At 65.8% G+C, this 17,777-nt stretch carries 13 protein-coding genes; 10 read left to right on the top strand and 3 right to left on the bottom strand.

Annotation, left to right across the window (positions count from 1 at the left end):
* Positions 1-272: 272 nt before the first annotated feature.
* The 8 genes from HNP55_RS24720 to HNP55_RS20800 are packed head-to-tail and all read left to right on the top strand — an operon-like array spanning position 273 to position 11,549.
* Positions 273-1,544 (top strand): MFS transporter, encoded by a 1,272-nt coding sequence (locus tag HNP55_RS24720; protein WP_184303816.1) that lies wholly within the window; start codon positions 273-275, stop codon positions 1,542-1,544.
* A 31-nt stretch (positions 1,545-1,575) separates the two neighbouring features.
* Positions 1,576-3,204, top strand: a complete 1,629-nt coding sequence (locus HNP55_RS24715) for an MFS transporter (RefSeq protein WP_184303814.1) — start codon at positions 1,576-1,578, stop codon at positions 3,202-3,204.
* Between the two features lie 10 nt (positions 3,205-3,214).
* Complete coding sequence (locus tag HNP55_RS20825) at positions 3,215-6,997, top strand: nitrate reductase subunit alpha (RefSeq protein WP_184303812.1); 3,783 nt, start codon at positions 3,215-3,217, stop codon at positions 6,995-6,997.
* On the top strand, positions 6,994-8,517 hold the full coding sequence (gene narH / locus HNP55_RS20820) for a nitrate reductase subunit beta (RefSeq protein ID WP_184303809.1): 1,524 nt from the start codon (positions 6,994-6,996) through the stop codon (positions 8,515-8,517). Before HNP55_RS20825 ends, narH begins: the two co-directional genes overlap by 4 nt.
* On the top strand, positions 8,514-9,215 hold the full coding sequence (gene narJ, locus HNP55_RS20815) for a nitrate reductase molybdenum cofactor assembly chaperone (RefSeq protein ID WP_184303807.1): 702 nt from the start codon (positions 8,514-8,516) through the stop codon (positions 9,213-9,215). Before narH ends, narJ begins: the two co-directional genes overlap by 4 nt.
* Positions 9,212-9,937, top strand: coding sequence for a respiratory nitrate reductase subunit gamma (narI, locus tag HNP55_RS20810; protein WP_184303805.1), 726 nt, complete (start codon positions 9,212-9,214; stop codon positions 9,935-9,937). The genes narJ and narI overlap by 4 nt, the downstream gene beginning before the upstream one ends.
* Positions 9,938-9,951: 14 nt before the next feature.
* Entirely contained in the window at positions 9,952-10,797 is an 846-nt protein-coding gene (locus HNP55_RS20805; RefSeq protein ID WP_184303803.1) for a peptidylprolyl isomerase, read from the top strand.
* Between the two features lie 14 nt (positions 10,798-10,811).
* Positions 10,812-11,549, top strand: coding sequence for a carbonic anhydrase (locus tag HNP55_RS20800; RefSeq protein WP_184303801.1), 738 nt, complete (start codon positions 10,812-10,814; stop codon positions 11,547-11,549).
* A 41-nt stretch (positions 11,550-11,590) separates the two neighbouring features.
* Here the strand turns inward: HNP55_RS20800 and HNP55_RS20795 are convergent, their stop codons facing one another.
* Entirely contained in the window at positions 11,591-12,502 is a 912-nt protein-coding gene (locus HNP55_RS20795) for an NmrA family NAD(P)-binding protein (protein WP_184303799.1), read from the bottom strand.
* 78 nt (positions 12,503-12,580) lie between these two features.
* On the opposite strand from HNP55_RS20795, the gene HNP55_RS20790 reads away from it, so the two are divergent.
* Positions 12,581-13,504, top strand: coding sequence for a LysR family transcriptional regulator (locus HNP55_RS20790; protein ID WP_184303797.1), 924 nt, complete (start codon positions 12,581-12,583; stop codon positions 13,502-13,504).
* 21 nt (positions 13,505-13,525) lie between these two features.
* On the opposite strand, the gene HNP55_RS20785 is transcribed toward HNP55_RS20790, so the two are convergent.
* Complete coding sequence (locus tag HNP55_RS20785; protein WP_184303795.1) at positions 13,526-14,431, bottom strand: LysR substrate-binding domain-containing protein; 906 nt, start codon at positions 14,429-14,431, stop codon at positions 13,526-13,528.
* Between the two features lie 127 nt (positions 14,432-14,558).
* Between HNP55_RS20785 and HNP55_RS20780 the strand changes: the two genes are divergently transcribed.
* On the top strand, positions 14,559-15,476 hold the full coding sequence (locus tag HNP55_RS20780; protein ID WP_184303793.1) for a pirin family protein: 918 nt from the start codon (positions 14,559-14,561) through the stop codon (positions 15,474-15,476).
* 304 nt (positions 15,477-15,780) lie between these two features.
* Here HNP55_RS20780 and glmS read toward each other — a convergent pair whose 3' ends face one another.
* Positions 15,781-17,652 carry a glutamine--fructose-6-phosphate transaminase (isomerizing) gene (glmS, locus tag HNP55_RS20775; RefSeq protein WP_184303791.1) on the bottom strand — a complete coding sequence of 624 codons (1,872 nt, stop codon included), beginning with the start codon at positions 17,650-17,652 and terminating at the stop codon, positions 15,781-15,783.
* Positions 17,653-17,777 lie beyond the last annotated feature (125 nt).

The raw sequence follows: 17,777 nt of genomic DNA, 5'->3' as shown, positions 1-17,777 counted from the left end.
AACTCCCGGCTGGGCCGTCGAACAAGGCCAAGCCCTGACGGCGCTCTGCGCCTCAGCTCAGCTCAGCTCAGCGCCAAGCGATCTTGCCCTCCATCTGACCCGAAAACCCAAACCCGCAACTTGCGCTGCATCAAGCCCCGCCCAATATAGTTCTTCCGGACGATGGGGGCTGTGGCGGCCTAGTTCCAATGCCTGCCGGGCAGAGCCGCCTGGAAGGATGTGCAAGCCAGGCCAGAAGCCGGACAGTGGTGCTCATGCAAAGGAGCACCCCCATGTCAACAAGTCCCTCGGGCCAGGGCCGGGCCATCTCGGTTCTGGTCGTTAGCACCCTGGCCTTCACCGTCTGCTTCATGGTCTGGATGATGTTCGGCGTCATCGGCATCCCGATCAAGAAGCAGCTTGGCCTCAACGCCACCGAGTTCGGCCTGCTCACCGCCATGCCGGTGCTGACCGGTTCGCTGATCCGCGTGCCGCTGGGCATCTGGACCGATAAGTTCGGCGGCCGCATCGTCTTCTTCACCCTGATGATGGCCTGCGTGCTGCCCATCTGGCTGATGAGTTATGCCAGCGCCTACTGGCACTTCCTGGTGATAGGCATGTTCGTCGGCCTGGCCGGCGGCAGCTTCTCGGTCGGCACGCCCTATGTGGCGCGCTGGTTCCCCAAGAACCGCCAGGGCTTTGCCATGGGCGTGTTCGGCGCCGGCAACTCGGGCGCGGCGGTCAATAAATTCATCGCCCCCGCCCTGGTCGTCGCCTTCGGCTGGACCATGGTGCCCCATGTCTACGCGGCCGTGCTGCTGGGCACGGCCATCCTGTTCTGGTTCTTCAGCCACTCGGATGACAGCCACCTCGTGGCCAGCAAGGCCAGCTTCACCAGCCAGCTGAAGGCGCTGAAGGACCCCAAGGTGCTCAAGTACTGCCAGTACTACAGCATCGTGTTCGGCGGCTATGTGGCGCTGAGCCTGTGGATGGTGCAGTACTACGTCGGCGAGTACGGCCTGGACATCCGCGTCGCCGCCCTGCTGGCCGCCTGCTTCTCCCTGCCCGGCGGCGTGCTGCGCGCCATCGGCGGCTGGATGAGCGACAAATACGGGGCGCATGCCGTCACCTGGTGGGTGATGTGGGTGAGCTGGATCTGCCTGTTCCTGCTCTCCTACCCGCAGACCAGCTTCACCATCCAGACCGTGAACGGCGACAAGACCTTCCACATCGGCCTCAATGTCTACGCCTTCACCGCCCTGATGTTTGCGCTGGGCATTGCCTGGGCCTTCGGCAAGGCCAGCGTCTTCAAATACATCAGCGACGACTACGGCCAGAACATCGGCGCCATCAGCGGCATCGTCGGCCTGGCCGGCGGTCTGGGCGGCTTCATCCTGCCCATCTTGTTCGGCCTGCTGATGGACCTCACCGGCGTGCGCTCCAGCGCCTTCATGCTGCTCTACGGCGTGGTCTGGGTCTCGCTGATCTGGATGTACTGGACCGAGGTGCGCAAGACCGATGTGATGAGCCGGCAGGTCTCGGTCTCCCAATCCTTCTCCCGCTGAACGCCGCTGAACGCCAGCCAAGGAACTCCCCATGAGCAATCAAACAAGTCCAAGCCACGACCTTGAGGACTGGCGCCCGGAAGACGAAAAATTCTGGGCCGCCACCGGCAAGAAGATCGCTTACCGCAATCTCTGGATCTCCATCCCGGCCCTGCTCTGCGGCTTCGCCGTCTGGGGCATGTGGGGCATCATCACCGTGCAGATGCTGAACCTGGGCTTTCCCTTCACGAAGGAAGAGCTGTTCACGCTGACCGCCATCGCCGGCATCTCGGGTGCCACGATGCGCATCCCGGCCTCCTTCCTGATCCGCCTGGCCGGTGGCCGCAACACCATCTTCCTGACCACGGCCATGCTGCTGGCCCCGGCCCTGGGCACGGGCATCGCGCTGCAGCATCCCGAGTGGCCGCTGTGGGCCTTCCAGCTGCTGGCCCTGTGGTCGGGCGTGGGTGGCGGCAATTTCGCGTCGAGCATGTCGAATATCTCGACCTTCTTTCCCAAGAAGCTGCAGGGAACGGCCCTGGGTCTGAACGCCGGCCTGGGCAATTTCGGCGTTACCACCATGCAGATCGTCATCCCGCTGGTGATGACGGTCAGCCTGTTCGGCGCCTTGGGCGGCGAGGCCAAGGTGCTGGTCAAGGACAGCGGCTGGATCTTCGGCAAGATCGCCGCCGGCACCCCCACCTATATCCAGAACGCCGGCTTCGCCTGGCTGCTGTCCCTGATCCCGCTGGCCCTGCTGTGCTGGTGGGGCATGAACAATCTGAAGACGGTCTCGCCCGCCACCGGCAACCCGGCCGTCGCCTTCGCCAAGATCACCTATCTGTACTCGCTGGCCTTCGTCCCCTCGATCGCCATGCTCTACCTCTACCTGCCGGCACCCACCGGCCTGGGCCTGCTGAATATGTGGGTGGCCATCCCGCTGGACATCATCGCCACGCTGACGGTGATGAAGCTGGCCGCCTTCGGCACCATGAAGGAGAACGTGGCCAAGCAGTTCGAGATCTTCCGCAACAAGCACACCTGGGCCATGACGGCGCTCTACGTCGTCACCTTCGGCAGCTTCATCGGCTTCTCCATGGCCCTGCCCCTGGCCATCACGGTGATCTTCGGCTTCCAGCACATCCCCGACGCCGCCGGCGTGATGCAGCACACGCTGAAGAACCCTAACGCGCCTTCCGCCCTGACCTATGCCTGGATAGGCCCGTTTGTGGGCGCCGCCATCCGCCCCCTGGGCGGCTGGATCTCGGACAAGGTGGGCGGCTCCATCGTCACCCAGCTGATCTCGGTGGTGATGGTGTTCGCCTCGGCCGCCGTCGGCTACGTAATGATGCTGGCCTACCAGTCGGCCACGCCCGAGCAGTACTTTGGCACCTTCATGGGCTTGTTCGTGCTGCTCTTCGCCGCCAGCGGCATCGGCAACGGCTCGACCTTCCGCAGCGTCGGCTTCATCTTCGACCGTGCCCAGGCCGGCCCCGTGCTGGGCTGGACCTCGGCCGTGGCCGCCTACGGCGCCTTCATCGCCCCCGTGCTGATCGGCCAGCAGATCAAGGCCGGCACCCCGCAATACGCTTTCTACGGCTTCGCCGTCTTCTACGCCCTGTGCCTGGTTTTGAACTGGTGGTTCTACCTGCGCGCCAAGGCCTACGTCAAGAACCCCTGAGGAACGCACCATGAGCCATTTTCTCGATCGTCTGAACTACTTCAGCGCCCCCAAGCAGGACTTTGCCGACGGCCACGGCCGTACCACGGCCGAGGACCGGACCTGGGAGGACGCCTACCGCGACCGCTGGGCCCACGACAAGATCGTGCGCAGCACCCATGGCGTCAACTGCACGGGCTCCTGCTCGTGGAAGATCTACGTCAAGGGCGGCATCGTCACCTGGGAAACCCAGCAGACCGACTACCCCCGCACCCGCCCCGACCTGCCCAACCACGAGCCGCGTGGCTGCGCTCGGGGTGCCAGTTACTCCTGGTATCTGTACAGCGCCAACCGGGTCAAATACCCGATGGTGCGCGGCTCCCTGCTGAAGCACTGGCGGGCCGCGCGCATGGTGGCCAAGAGCCCGGTCGATGCCTGGGCCAATCTGGTCGACAACCAGGAGCAGCGGCGTGAATGGCAGCAGGACCGCGGCCTGGGCGGCTTTGTGCGTTCCAGCTGGGACGAGGTCAACGAGATCATCGCCAGCGCCAATATCTACACGGTCAAAAAGCATGGGCCGGACCGCGTGATCGGCTTCTCGCCCATCCCGGCCATGAGCATGATCAGTTATGCCGCCGGCAGCCGCTACCTCAGCCTGATGGGTGGCGTCTGCATGAGCTTTTACGACTGGTACTGCGACCTGCCCCCGGCCAGCCCGCAGATCTGGGGCGAGCAGACCGATGTGCCCGAGAGCGCCGACTGGTACAACTCGAACTACATCATCGCCTGGGGCTCCAACGTGCCGCAGACGCGCACGCCGGATGCCCACTTCTTCACCGAGGTGCGCTACAAGGGCGCCAAGACGGTGGCCATCACGCCGGACTATGCCGAGATCTCCAAGCTGGCCGACATCTGGCTGCACCCCAAGCAGGGCACCGACGCCGCCATCGCCATGGCCATGGGCCATGTGATCCTGAAGGAGTTCTACTTCGACAAGCGGTCAGCCTATTTTGACAATTACGCCCGCCGCTACACCGACCTGCCCCTGCTGGTGAAGATGAAGCGCCAGACCACGGCCGATGGCCGCGAGCTGCTGGTGCCCGACCGCTATCTGCGCGCCAGCGACTTCGGCGGCAAGCTGGGCCAGGACAACAACCCCGAGTGGAAGACCCTGGCCTTCGACAGCAGCGGCAAGGTGGTGCTGCCCAATGGCTCCATCGGCTTCCGCTGGGGCGCGGCCGAGCGGCCCGACCTGGGCAAATGGAATCTGGAGGACAAGGAGGCCCAGCACGACGGCCAGGTCAAGCTCAAGCTCTCGGTGCTGGAAGACGGTGAGCAAGTGCATGAGCTTGCCGAGGTCGGCTTCCCCTACTTCGGCGGCGTGGAGTCGCCCCAGTTCACCGCCAACAAGCAGCAAGACGTGCTGAGCCGCAAGGTGCCCGTGACGCGCCTCAAGCTGGGCAAGCATGAGGACGCGGAAGAGGCCCTGGTCGCCACCGTGTTTGACCTGCAAGTGGCCCAGTACGGCATCGACCGCGGCCTGGGCGACGACTGCGCCAAGAGCTATGCCGACAACAAGGCCTACACGCCCGCCTGGGCGGAGAGCATCACCGGCGTGCCCCAAGCCCAGATCGCCCAGGTGGCGCGCGAGTTCGCCGACACGGCCGACAAGACGCATGGCAAGTCCATGGTCATCATCGGCGCGGCCATGAACCACTGGTACCACTGCGATATGAATTACCGCGGCATCATCAATATGCTGATGATGTGCGGCTGCATAGGCCAGAGCGGCGGCGGCTGGGCCCATTACGTGGGCCAGGAAAAGCTGCGCCCGCAGACCGGCTGGACGGCCCTGGCCTTTGCGCTGGACTGGATACGCCCGCCACGCCAGATGAACAGCACCAGCTTCTTCTACGCCCACACCGACCAGTGGCGCTACGAGAAGCTGGACGTCAGCGAAGTGCTCTCGCCCCTGGCCGACAAGGCCCAGTTCGGCGGCAGCCTGATCGACTACAACGTGCGCGCCGAACGCATGGGCTGGTTGCCCAGCGCGCCGCAGATGCAGCTCAACCCCATCCAGATCGTCAAGGACGCCCAGGCCGCCGGCATGGACGCCAAGGACTACGCCGTCAAAGGCCTGAAGGACGGCACGCTGCGCATGAGCTGCGAGGACCCCGACCACGAGGCCAACTGGCCGCGCAATATGTTTGTCTGGCGCTCCAACATCCTCGGTTCCTCGGGCAAGGGCCATGAGTACTTCCTGAAGCATTTGCTGGGCACCAGCAATGGCGTGCAGGGCAAGGACTTAGGTCAGGACGATGCCAAGCCGCAGGAAGTGGAATGGCATGCCAAGGCGCCGGAGGGCAAGCTGGACCTGCTGGTCACGCTGGACTTCCGCATGAGCACGACCTGTCTGTACTCCGACATCGTGCTGCCCACCGCCACCTGGTACGAGAAGAACGACCTCAACACCTCGGACATGCACCCCTTCATCCACCCGCTGTCCACGGCGGTGGACCCGGCCTGGCAGGCCAAGAGCGACTGGGAGATTTACAAGGGCTTTGCCAAGGCCTTCAGCGAACTCTGCGTCGGCCATCTGGGCGTGGAGAAGGAGCTGGTGCTGACGCCGCTGATGCACGACAGCCCGGCCGAGCTGGCCCAGCCCTTTGGCGTGTCGGAATGGAAGAAGGGCGAGTGCGAGCTGATCCCCGGCAAGACCGCGCCCCAGCTGGCCGTGGTGGAGCGCGACTACCCCAATCTCTACAAGCGCTTCACGGCCCTGGGCCCCTTGATGAACAAGGTCGGCAACGGTGGCAAGGGCATCGCCTGGAACACCCAGACCGAGGTCGAGCAATTGGGTGAGCTGAATGGTCTGGTGCGCGAGCCCGGCGTCACGCAAGGCATGCCAAAGATCGAGAGCGATATCGACGCCACCGAGGTCGTGCTCTCGCTGGCCCCCGAGACCAACGGCCATGTGGCCGTCAAGGCCTGGGAGGCCTTGAGCAAGCAGACCGGCCGCGAGCACGCCCACCTGGCCCTGCACCGCGAGGACGAGAAGATCCGCTTCCGCGACATCCAGGCCCAGCCGCGCAAAATCATCTCCAGCCCCACCTGGTCGGGCCTGGAGAGCGAGAAAGTCAGCTACAACGCCGGCTACACCAATGTGCATGAACTGATCCCATGGCGCACGCTGACGGGCCGCCAGCAGTTCTACCAGGATCACCCCTGGATGCAGGCCTTCGGCGAGGGCTTCAGCAGCTACCGCCCGCCGGTGGACCTGAAGACCCTGGGCGAGGTGCAGGGCGTCAAGCCCAATGGGCACAAGGAGATCGCGCTCAACTTCATCACCCCGCACCAGAAATGGGGCATTCACAGCACGTACAGCGACAACCTGCTGATGCTGACGCTGAATCGCGGCGGCTCGGTGATCTGGATCAGCGAGGACGACGCCCGCAGCGCCGGCATTGTGGACAACGACTGGGTCGAGCTGTTCAACAGCAATGGCGCCATCGCGGCCCGCGCGGTGGTCAGCCAGCGGGTCAAGAACGGCATGGTGATGATGTATCACTCGCAGGAGAAGATCATCAACACGCCGGGATCGGAGATCACCGGCACGCGCGGCGGCATCCACAACTCGGTGACCCGCATCGTCACCAAGCCCACCCACATGATCGGCGGCTACGCGCAGCTGAGCTACGGCTTCAACTACTACGGAACGATTGGCACCAACCGCGATGAATTCGTGCTGGTGCGCAAGATGGCCAAGATCGACTGGCTGGACGATGAGCCCGCCGTCGAAGGAGAACACGCATGAAAATCCGCGCCCAAATCGGCATGGTGCTGAACCTGGACAAGTGCATAGGCTGCCACACCTGTTCGGTCACCTGCAAAAACGTCTGGACCAGCCGCCCCGGCATGGAATACGCCTGGTTCAACAATGTGGAGAGCAAACCCGGCATCGGCTACCCCAAGGAATGGGAGAACCAGGAACGCTGGAACGGCGGCTGGCAGCGCCAGTCCAACGGCAAGATAGAGCCGCGCCAGGGTGGCAAGTGGAAGTTGCTGATGCGCATCTTCGCCAACCCCAATCTGCCCCAGATCGACGACTACTACGAGCCCTTCACCTACGACTACGACCATCTGCAGTCGGCGCCCAAGTCCAAGGCCGCGCCGACCGCGCGCCCGCGCAGCCTGATCACCGGCCAGCGCATGCAGAAGATCGAGTGGGGCCCCAACTGGGAAGAAATCCTGGGCGGCGAGTTCGCCAAGCGCAGCAAGGACATCAACTTCGAGAACGTGCAGAAGGACATCTACGGCCAGTTCGAGAACACCTTCATGATGTATCTGCCCAGGCTGTGCGAGCACTGCCTGAACCCGGCCTGCGTGGCCAGCTGCCCCTCGGGCTCGATCTACAAGCGCGAGGAAGACGGCATCGTCCTGATCGACCAGGACAAATGCCGCGGCTGGCGCATGTGCGTCTCGGGTTGCCCCTACAAGAAGATCTATTACAACTGGCAGAGCGGCAAGGCCGAGAAGTGCATCTTCTGCTACCCCCGCATCGAGGCCGGCCAACCCACCGTCTGCTCGGAGACTTGCGTCGGCCGTATCCGTTACCTGGGCGTGCTGCTGTACGACGCCGACCGCATCCAGGCCGCCGCCGCCACGCCCAATGACAAGGACTTGTACCAGGCCCAGCTGGACCTCTTCCTGGACCCGCATGACCCGGCCGTGATCGCCCAGGCGCGTGCCGACGGCATCCCCGAGGCCTGGCTGGAAGCCGCCCGCAAAAGCCCCGTCTACAAGATGGCGGTGGACTGGAAAGTGGCCCTGCCCCTGCACCCCGAGTACCGCACCCTGCCCATGGTCTGGTATGTGCCGCCGCTCTCGCCCATCAGCGCGGCCGCCAATGCCGGCCAGATCAGCAGCATGGGCCAGATCCCCGACGTCAAGCAGCTGCGCATCCCCGTGCAATACCTGGCCAATCTGCTCACCGCCGGCGATGTGCCGCCGGTCGAGCGGGCGCTGGAACGCATGCTGGCCATGCGCGCCTACCAGCGCAGCAAGCATGTGGACGGGGTCGAGAACAGCCAGGTGCTGGCCCAGGTCGGCCTGCAGAAAGACACCGTCGAGGATATGTACCAGGTGATGGCCATCGCCAATTACGAGGACCGCTTCGTCATCCCCAGCACGCACCGCGAGTACGCCGAGAACGCCTACGACCTGCGCGGCGGCTGCGGCTTCAGCTTCGGCAACGGTTGCTCCGAGGGCGAGACGAATGTCAGCCTATTCGGCGGCGACAAGCGGCGCACCATTCCGATCAAGGCAACGATATGAGCAAGCAAGCATTAAAACCCTTCGCCCTGTCTTGCCGCGTGCTGGGCCATTTGCTGGACTACCCCAGCCAGGACTTGCGCGCCGCCCTGCCCGAGCTGCTGGCTGCCCTGCGCCAGGAGCAGGCCCTCAGCCCCGCCCGCATGGCCGAGCTGGAGGCCTTGCTGGCCCGCCTGGGCGCGGGCGACGGCCTGGCCGTGCAGGCCCTCTATGTGGACAGCTTCGACCGCGGCCGCGCCACCAGCCTGCATCTGTTCGAGCATGTGCATGGCGACTCGCGCGAGCGCGGTCCGGCCCTGATCGACCTGGCCGCCACCTACAAGGCCGGCGGCATGTTCTTCGACGCCGCTGAGTTGCCCGACTACCTGCCCGTGGTGCTGGAGTTCGCCTCCACCCAGCCGCCGGCGACGGCGCGGGCCTTTCTGGCCGAGATGGCTCACATCCTCAACGCCATCCACAGCGGCCTGATCAAGCAGGCCAACCCCTATGCGGCCGCCATCGGCGCCGTGCTGGAGCTGGCGGGCGAGAAGCCGCGCGCCGTGCCCATCACGCCCGAGCCGCCGCTGGATGAAAGCTGGCAGGAGCCCGCCGCCTTCGAGGGCTGCAGCTCGCGCGGCCAGGCCAAGCCCGGCGAGGCCCAACCCATCCACATCGTCAAAAACAGCAGCGCACAACGCAGCGCACAAGGAGTGCAGCCATGAGCTCACTGGACTACGCCCTGTTCGGCATCTACCCCTATCTCTGCCTCACGGTCTTCCTGCTCGGCAGCCTCTTGCGCTATGACCGCGACCAGTACAGCTGGAAGAGCGACTCCTCCCAGCTGCTGCGCCGCGGCACGCTGCGCTGGGGCAGCAATCTCTTCCACGTCGGTGTGCTCTTCCTGTTCTTCGGCCACACGGTGGGCATGTTGACGCCGCACTTCGTCTACGAGCCCTTCATCAGCGCCGGCAACAAGCAGCTGATGGCCATGGTCTCGGGCGGCATCGCCGGCCTGGCCGGCTTTGTCGGCGTCAGCCTGCTGCTGCACCGCCGCCTGACGGACGAGCGCATCCGCCGTAACAGCAAGTTCAGTGACATCGCCCTGCTGCTGCTGCTGTGGATTCAGCTGGCCCTGGGCCTGGCCACCATCCCGCTGTCGGCCCAGCATCTGGACGGCGGCATGATGATGTTGCTGGCCGAATGGGCGCAGCGCATCGTCACCTTCCGCGGCGGCGCGGTGGAGCTGCTGGCCGAGGCCTCCTGGGTCTTCAAGCTGCATATGTTTCTGGGCATGAGCTTGTTCCTCGTCTTCCCCTTCACCCGCCTGGTCCATGTGTGGAGCGGCTTCGGCACCCTGGCCTATCTGGTCCGCCCCTACCAGCTGGTGCGCAGCCGCCGCCTGGGCCTGCCGCCCGGCCATGAGCGCGCCCCCCAACAACGCTGAACCGGAGCCTTGACATGACGCAAGAACAAAGCGGCTGCGGTGGCGGCAAGCAGGGCGGCTGCGGCTGCCAGAGCCAGGCCGCGGCTCCCGCCAAGATAAGCGCCCAAATCAACGGCGTGCCGCTGCACGGACCGGACGAAGTGCTGGGCATCGAGAGCCTGCGCCAGCGCGCCTACAGCGAGCTGCTGCGCCAGGCGGCGCAGCGCGCCGGCCTGCTGGCCGTGGGCGATCTGCCCGCGCTGGACGGCGTGCTCAGCGAGGCGGCCTCCCAGGCCATCGAGCAATTGCTGGAGCGCGAGATCCAGATCCCGCAGGCCGACAAGGCCGCCTGCCTGCGCCACTACCAGGCCCACGCGGCACGCTACGCCCAGGGCGAGCGGGTGCAGGCCCAGCACATCCTGTTCGCCGTCACCGAGGGACTGGACATCGCCGCCCTGCGCCAGCGCGCCGAGGGCCTGCTGGTCAGCCTGCGCTGTGGCGACGAGGCGGCTTTCGCCCAGGCCGCGGCCGAGTTCTCCAACTGCCCCAGCGGTGCCCAGGGCGGCCAGCTGGGCTGGCTCACGCGGGCCGATTGCGCGCCCGAGTTTGCCGCCGCCCTGTTCGCGCAGGACGAGGCCAACGCCCATATCGGCGTGCTGCCGCGCCTGATCAGCACCCGCTTCGGCTTTCACATCGTGCGGGTGCAGCAACGCCAGCCCGGCCAGGCCCAGCCCTTCGAGGCGGTGCGCGCCGCCATCGCGCAGACCTTGGGCCAGCAAGCCTATGTAACGGCCCTGCGCCAATACCTCAATCTGCTGGTCGGCGCGGCCATGATCGAAGGCCTGCAGCTCGAAGGCGCCGACTCACCGCTATTGCAATAAACCGGAGTGCGCCCGTGCCCGATGACGAATTCCTGAGCCGGCTGCGCCGCTTCAACACCGACTACTTCCCGCAGTACCAGGCCCGCTTCAAAGACCTGGTGGAACAGGGGCAACGGCCCAGCACGCTCTTCATCGGCTGCTCGGACTCCCGCCTGGTGCCTTATCTGCTGACCGGCGCCGGGCCGGGCGATCTTTTTCTGGTGCGCAATGTCGGCGCTTTTGTGCCGCCTTATGACGGCATGCTCAATAAAAAGCCGGAAGCCGGCGGCCATGGGCAAGAGCGCGAGCCGCACTGGGTCGGCTTGCACGGCACGGCGGCCGCCATCGAGTACGCGGTGCTGACGCTCAAGGTGGAGCACATCATCGTCTGCGGCCACAGCCACTGCGGCGGCATCCGCGCCCTCTACGATGAGCAGCCCGAGGAGGCGCCCAATCTGCGCGCCTGGCTGGAGCTGGGCCGCGAGGCCGCCCTGCCGGTGCAGCTCAGCAGCGAGGCCTTGCGGCGCACCGAGGAGCGCTCCGTCGTGCTGCAGCTGGAGCGCTTGATGGACTACCCCATGGTGCGCGCCCGGGTGGAGCGCGGCGAGATCTCGCTGCACGGCTGGCACTATGTGATCGAGGCCGGCGAGGTCCATGTCTTCGACGTCAAGAGCGGCAGCTTTGTGCCCGCCTCCAAGGCCGAGCACAGTGGCAACGGGCCTTATCTCGCTCACCCAGAGGACGGCGGCGGGCCAGCAGAAAGGCAGCGCTAGCCGCTGGGTAGGCCGCGCGGGTCGGGGCTGAGGCCCTTGCTTCAGACCACGGCTTCTTGCTGACGCTGCACCAGTTCAGCGATGACCCGCTCCAGCGGCGTCCTGCCCGCCCATTCGAGCGCGGCGGGGTCGCTCTTGATGTCGATGTGCGAGCTATTGAGGCCACGGGTCATCTCGGTGAAGCCGGCCAATGCAGCCCGTGAGAATTGAGCGTCCGCCAGCGCCTCGGGCCAGGCCGCTTCCGGCAGGACGGCCAACTCCACAGGCTGCTGAAGCGCGGCCGCAACAAGGGCGGCGACATCGCGCGGCGCATAGTCCTTGGGCCCCGTGAGCGCGACGACGCCAGACCCCGCCCTGTCCTCTTGCAGCAACAGGGCCGCGGCGCTGCCAACATCCACAGCGGCCACCATCGGCAGCGCACGCTGCGGCGGTGCCAGAAACGTGGGCAGCACGCCGCTGCGCACGGCCTGCCCGACCATAGGCAGCCAGTTCTCCATGAAATAGGCCGCACGCAAGAAGACGGTGGGCAGGCCGGTTTCGGCCAGGCGCTGCTCGAACAGGCGGTTCATCCTGATCCAACCCGTTCCGCTGGCACGGTCGGCGCCCACCGATGACAGGGCCACCAGCCGGGGCACATCCGCCGCGAGCGCGGCCCGCGCCGCGACATCAGCGACCACGCCGGCCCGCTCGAACAGATCTTCCCGCTGGTAGTGCGGCGGGCTGAGCAGGTAGGCTGCCCGGGCCCGGCGGAGCGCCTTGGTCACCGAGGCAAAGTCCGTCAGATCGGCCACGGCCAACTCGGCGCCGCGTTCGGCCCAGGGCCGGCCTTTGGCGGGATCGCGCACCACGACGCGCACGGGGCAGCCGGCACGCAACAAGGCATCGGCGGCGGCAGCGCCGGTACGGCCGCTCACGCCGAACACAACATAGGGAAGAGAGGCGGATGCAGTCATAAAAGTCTCCGGTTCAAATGAGCCCGAAGCGTGCATCATTGCCCCGCATGCATCAATGACATGGGAGTTATAGCAAGAATGCACCAAGTGGATTTGCCATCGATCGACCTCAACCTGTTGAAGCTGTTCGACGCCCTTGCCCGCGAGCGAAGCGTTACCCAAGCAGGCCTGCGCCTGGGTTTGAGCCAACCGGCCGCCAGCCGCGCACTGGGTCGGCTTCGCACGATGCTGGATGATCGCCTGCTCGTCCGCGGCAAGCTGGGGCTGGAATTGACGCCACGCGCCGAAGCGCTGGCAGGGCCGGTGGCCAAGCTGCTGGACGATGCCCGCAAGCTGCTCTCACCTGCGACCTTCGATCCCGCCTTGGCCAGCGGCCGGATCACCATCGCCGCCCACGATCATCTGAGCCTGTTGGTTCTTGCGGGCCTGCTCAGCCGCTTCGAGCGCCATGCGCCCGCGCTCAGCCTGCATATCGCGCCAGCGGCCGGTGACAATGTGCGGCTCATCGAGCAGGGGGAGGCCGATCTGGCGCTGGGCATTTTCGAGACACTGCCCGGCAGCCTGCACCAGCGCCGCCTCTACACCGACAAGCTGGTGTGCGTGCTGAGAACCGGTCACCCCTGCCTGGCGGATGGCCTCCTCAGCCTGGAACGCTACACAGGTCTGCGCCATCTTGCCGTGACCATTTCCGGCGTGGGCGAAAGCGCGGTCGACCTTGCCCTCTCGGCACAGGGGCTCAGCCGCCAGGTGGTGGCGCGCGTGCCGCACTTTCTGACGGCGGCGATGCTGGCGGCGGACAGCGACATGGTCCTCACCTTGCCGGGCCGTCTGGCGCGCCGGCTGGCGCAAAGGCTGCCGCTGGTGCAGCAGGAGCTGCCATTGGCAATCGCGCCCCTGGCACCGACCATGATCTGGCATGAACGCCGCCACGGCGACCCGGCCCATGCCTGGGTCAGGCAACAGCTGGTCGAAGTCGTCGCATCCTTCGACGCAAACGGGTGAATGCCCCGGCGGCGCTCTCGCCTACGCCTCATCCAGCTCCTGGAACTTCAGCGCCAGAAAATCGATCAAGCCCCGCACGGCCGGCAGCAGACCACGCCGCGATGGAAACACCGCATGGACGACGGCGCCTTTGGAACACCAGTCCGGCAGCAGCTGGAGCAGCTGCCCGCGGCGCAACTCCTCGCTCAAAATCATGGCGGGCAGCTGCACCACGCCCAGCCCCGCAACGGCGGCAGCGCGCAGCGAATACAGATCGTCGGTCAGCAGCCGAGGCGTGTGAGCGATGCTGGCCGTCGTCGCGCCCGGGCCGACCAGATGCCAGACATGCTCGCGCTCGCTGAGCTTGTCCCCCAGGCTGGGCAGGCCGCTCAAATTGGCCGGCAGCAGGGGCAAAGGATGCTGTTGGCAGAAGTCCGGGCTGGCGACCAGGATCCAGTCGCGCTGCGCCAGCTCCCGCATGACCAGGCTGCTGTCCTCCAGCGGCGGCGTGCGGGCACGGATCGCAATGTCATAGCCCTCGGCGACCAGATCGACGGGCTGGTTGATCCCCCTGAGCTGCACCTCGACCTTGGGATTCAAGGCCATGAACTCCACCACCATGGCCGCCACGCGGGCGTGCAGCAAGGCGATGGGGCAGCTCATCCTGACCAAGCCACGCATCTCGCCAGCGACCTGCTCGACCGCCTCCTGCGCCGCCTGGGCTTCGACCAGCATGGCCTTGCAATGGCGGTAGTAGCGGGTGCCGACCTCGGTGACCGAGAACCGGCGGGTCGAACGCTGGATCAAGCGCACGCCCAACCTCTCCTCAAGCAGGGCGATGCGGCGGCTGAGCTTGGATTTGGGCAGGCCCAGCGCGCGTGCGGCCGGCGCAAAACCGGCGTGGTCGACCACATGGGCGAAATACATCAGATCGTTGAGGTCTTGCATGCTGCTTGTCATTGTCCTGCTGGCAGAACGATGTGACTCGATTTTGGGGACTAGCGGCCATTCTGACCAGAACCTACATTCATCTCACGGTGGAAGCCATGAGTTCCACCCCAACAAGGAGCGTGCAATGAAGAAGGTTCTCGGCATCTATGGCAACAACAAGCAGCATTGGGTGGGCGATGGTTTTCCGGTGCGCAGCCTGTTCTCGTACAACACCCTGGGCAGCCATGCCAGCCCCTTCCTGCTGCTGGACCATGCCGGTCCGACGGTTTTCCCGGCGGACTCGACGCATCAGCGGGGTGTGGGCGAGCATCCGCACCGCGGCTTCGAGACCGTGACCGTCGTCTACCAGGGCGAGGTCGAGCATCGCGACTCCACCGGCGCGGGCGGCCGCATCGGCCCGGGCGATGTGCAATGGATGACGGCCGGCAGCGGCATCCTGCACGAGGAGTTCCATTCGCGCGACTTCGCCCGGCAGGGCGGCACCCTGGAGATGGTGCAGCTGTGGGTCAACCTGCCCGCCAAGGACAAGATGACGGCACCGCGCTACCAGACGCTGACGAGCCAGCAGATCCCGGTGGTCCCGGTGCGCGATGCGGCCGGCCAGGAGGCGGGCTCGCTGCGCGTGATCGCGGGGGACTATCTGGGCCATCTGGGCCCGGCGCAGACCTTCACGCCCATCGATATGTGGGACCTGCGGCTGGACGCCGGCAAGGCCATCGAGCTGGAGCTGCCCGAGGGGCGCAATGTGGCCCTCGTGGTGCTGCGCGGCACGGTCATGGTCAATGACCAGCACCTCGCCCGTGAAGCCAGCATGGCCCTGCTCGACCGCGGCGGCCAGCGGCTGCAGCTGGAGGCCAATAACAGCGCGACGGTACTGCTGCTCAGCGGCGCGCCCATCGACGAACCCATCGTCGGCCACGGCCCCTTTGTGATGAACAGCGCCGAGCAGATCGAGCAGGCCATCGACGACTTCCGCAGCGGCCGCTTCGGACGCATTCCGCCGCAGGAGTTGGCCCAGCCGGCCGAGACGCCGACGCCTTGAGCCCAAGCTCGCGCCGCCTGCCAGGGTTTGGCAGGCGGCGCCCTGCCAGGTCGTACGGGATTGAGTCTGGACTAAGGCCTGTTAACACTGCGGGGCGAGCCATCCCGAAGGATTGTGCCCAGCCAGGGCGCATGCGGCGTTGCAAATCCTCGCCGGGGTCAAACCCGGCTGCGGTTCGCGCCTTGCCTGCATGCCAGACTGCGCGGCTTGTGGTCTCCACTCACGCGCGCCTGGCGCGCATGAGTTCCGCCCCAAACCCAGCAAGCTGAGCCGCCTTTGGCGGCGCGCTGCCCGCCCAAGTCGCTCACTCCACCGTGACCGACTTCGCCAGATTGCGCGGTTTGTCCACATCCGTCCCCCGCGCGCAAGCGGTGTGATAGGCCAGCAGCTGCAGCGGGATGGTGTGCAGGATGGGGCTCAGGGAGCCGTAGTGCTCGGGCATGCGGATCACGTGCAGGCCGGGTTCGCTTTCGATTTGCGTGTCGCCGTCGGCAAAGACGTAGAGCTGGCCGCCGCGGGCGCGCACTTCTTGCATATTGCTCTTGAGCTTTTCCAGCAAGGTGTCGTTGGGGGCCACGGTGACCACGGGCATCTCGGCCGTCACCAAGGCCAGGGGGCCGTGCTTCAGCTCGCCGGCGGGGTAGGCCTCGGCGTGGATGTAGCTGATCTCCTTGAGCTTCAAAGCACCTTCCAGGGCGATGGGGTAGTGCAGGCCGCGGCCCAGGAATAACGCATTCTCCTTGCGGGCAAACTCCTCGCTCCAGGCAATCACCTGGGGCTCCAGCGCCAGCACGGCTTGCACGGCCACGGGCAGGTGGCGCAAGGCCTTGAGGTGTTCGGCTTCCTGCGCCTCGCTGAGCTGGCCGCGCGTTTGCGCCAGGGCCAGGGTGAGCATGAACAGGCCGACCAACTGGGTGGTGAAGGCCTTGGTGGAGGCCACGCCGATTTCGGCGCCGGCGCGGGTGATATAGGCCAGCTCGCATTCGCGCACCATGGCGCTGGTGGCCACATTGCAGACGGTCAGCGTGTGCTTCATGCCCAGGCTGCGGGCGTGCTTGAGGGCGGCCAGGGTGTCGGCCGTTTCGCCGCTCTGGCTGATGGTAACGACCAGGGTGCGCGGATTGGGAACGCTGTCGCGGTAGCGGTATTCGCTGGCGATTTCCACGCTGGTGGGGATCTTGGCGATGGACTCCAGCCAGTACTTGGCGGTGGAGCCCGAGTAATAACTGGTGCCGCAGGCCAGGATCAGCACCGAATCCACTTCCTTGAAGATGCGGTAGGCGCCGTCACCAAACAGCTCGGGCGTGATGCCCACCACGCCTTCCAGCGTGTTGGCGATGGCCACGGGCTGCTCGAAGATTTCCTTCTGCATGTAATGGCGGTAAGGGCCCAATTCAGCGGCGCCGCTGTGGGCATGTACCGTGCGCACGGGGCGCTGCACCGCTTCATAACGACCGGCGCCAGCCTGCAGATGGCTGATCCAGTAACGGCCCAGCTGCAGGTCCACCACATCGCCCTCTTCCAGGTAGACGATCTGGTCGGTCACGCCAGCCAGGGCCATGGCGTCGGAGGCCACGAAATGCTCGCCCTGGGCGGCATCCATGCCCACACCCAGCACCAGGGGCGAGCCCTCGCGGGCGGCCACCACGCGGTGCGGCTCGTCGCGGCAGAACACGGCCACGGCGTAGGCGCCCTTGAGGCGCGGCAGGGCTTGCTGCACGGCCTCCAGCAGGTCGCCGTTGTAGAGGTGGTCGACCAAGTGGGCGATGACTTCGGTATCGGTCTGGCTGCTGAATTGATAGCCCTTGGCCTTGAGTTCGGCGCGCAGTTCGTCGTGGTTCTCGATGATGCCGTTGTGGACCAGAGCAATGCGGCCGACACCATCGGCCGCAGCGTTAGGGCCTTGCGAGAAATGCGGGTGGGCGTTGTGCACGGCCGGCGCGCCGTGGGTGGCCCAGCGGGTGTGGGCGATGCCGGTGCCGGAGGCGATGCCGTCCTCGGCCGCCAGGCCCGTCAGCTCGGCCACGCGCGAGGTGCTGCGCGCGCGCTTGAGGCCGCCATCCTGATGCACGGCCACGCCGCAGGAGTCATAACCACGGTACTCCAGGCGCTTGAGCCCTTCGATGAGGATAGGAACGATATTGCGCTGGCTGACGGCACCGACGATTCCACACATGCTTGATTTCTCTCGTAAAGGACTGGAATGCCTGGCATGGTAGGCAGGAGAGCAGAACTAATGCTTTCAAAATTTCATGTCATTTGAAATAATTCATCGCAACACATCTTTCAAGACGAATAATT

Origin of the sequence: Roseateles oligotrophus (genome assembly GCF_014204525.1) — a bacterium.
GTDB classification, from domain to species: domain Bacteria; phylum Pseudomonadota; class Gammaproteobacteria; order Burkholderiales; family Burkholderiaceae_C; genus Paucibacter_A; species Paucibacter_A oligotrophus_A.
The sequence above is the reverse complement of the archived record's forward strand: the minus strand, read 5'-3'. Positions and strand labels throughout refer to the sequence as shown.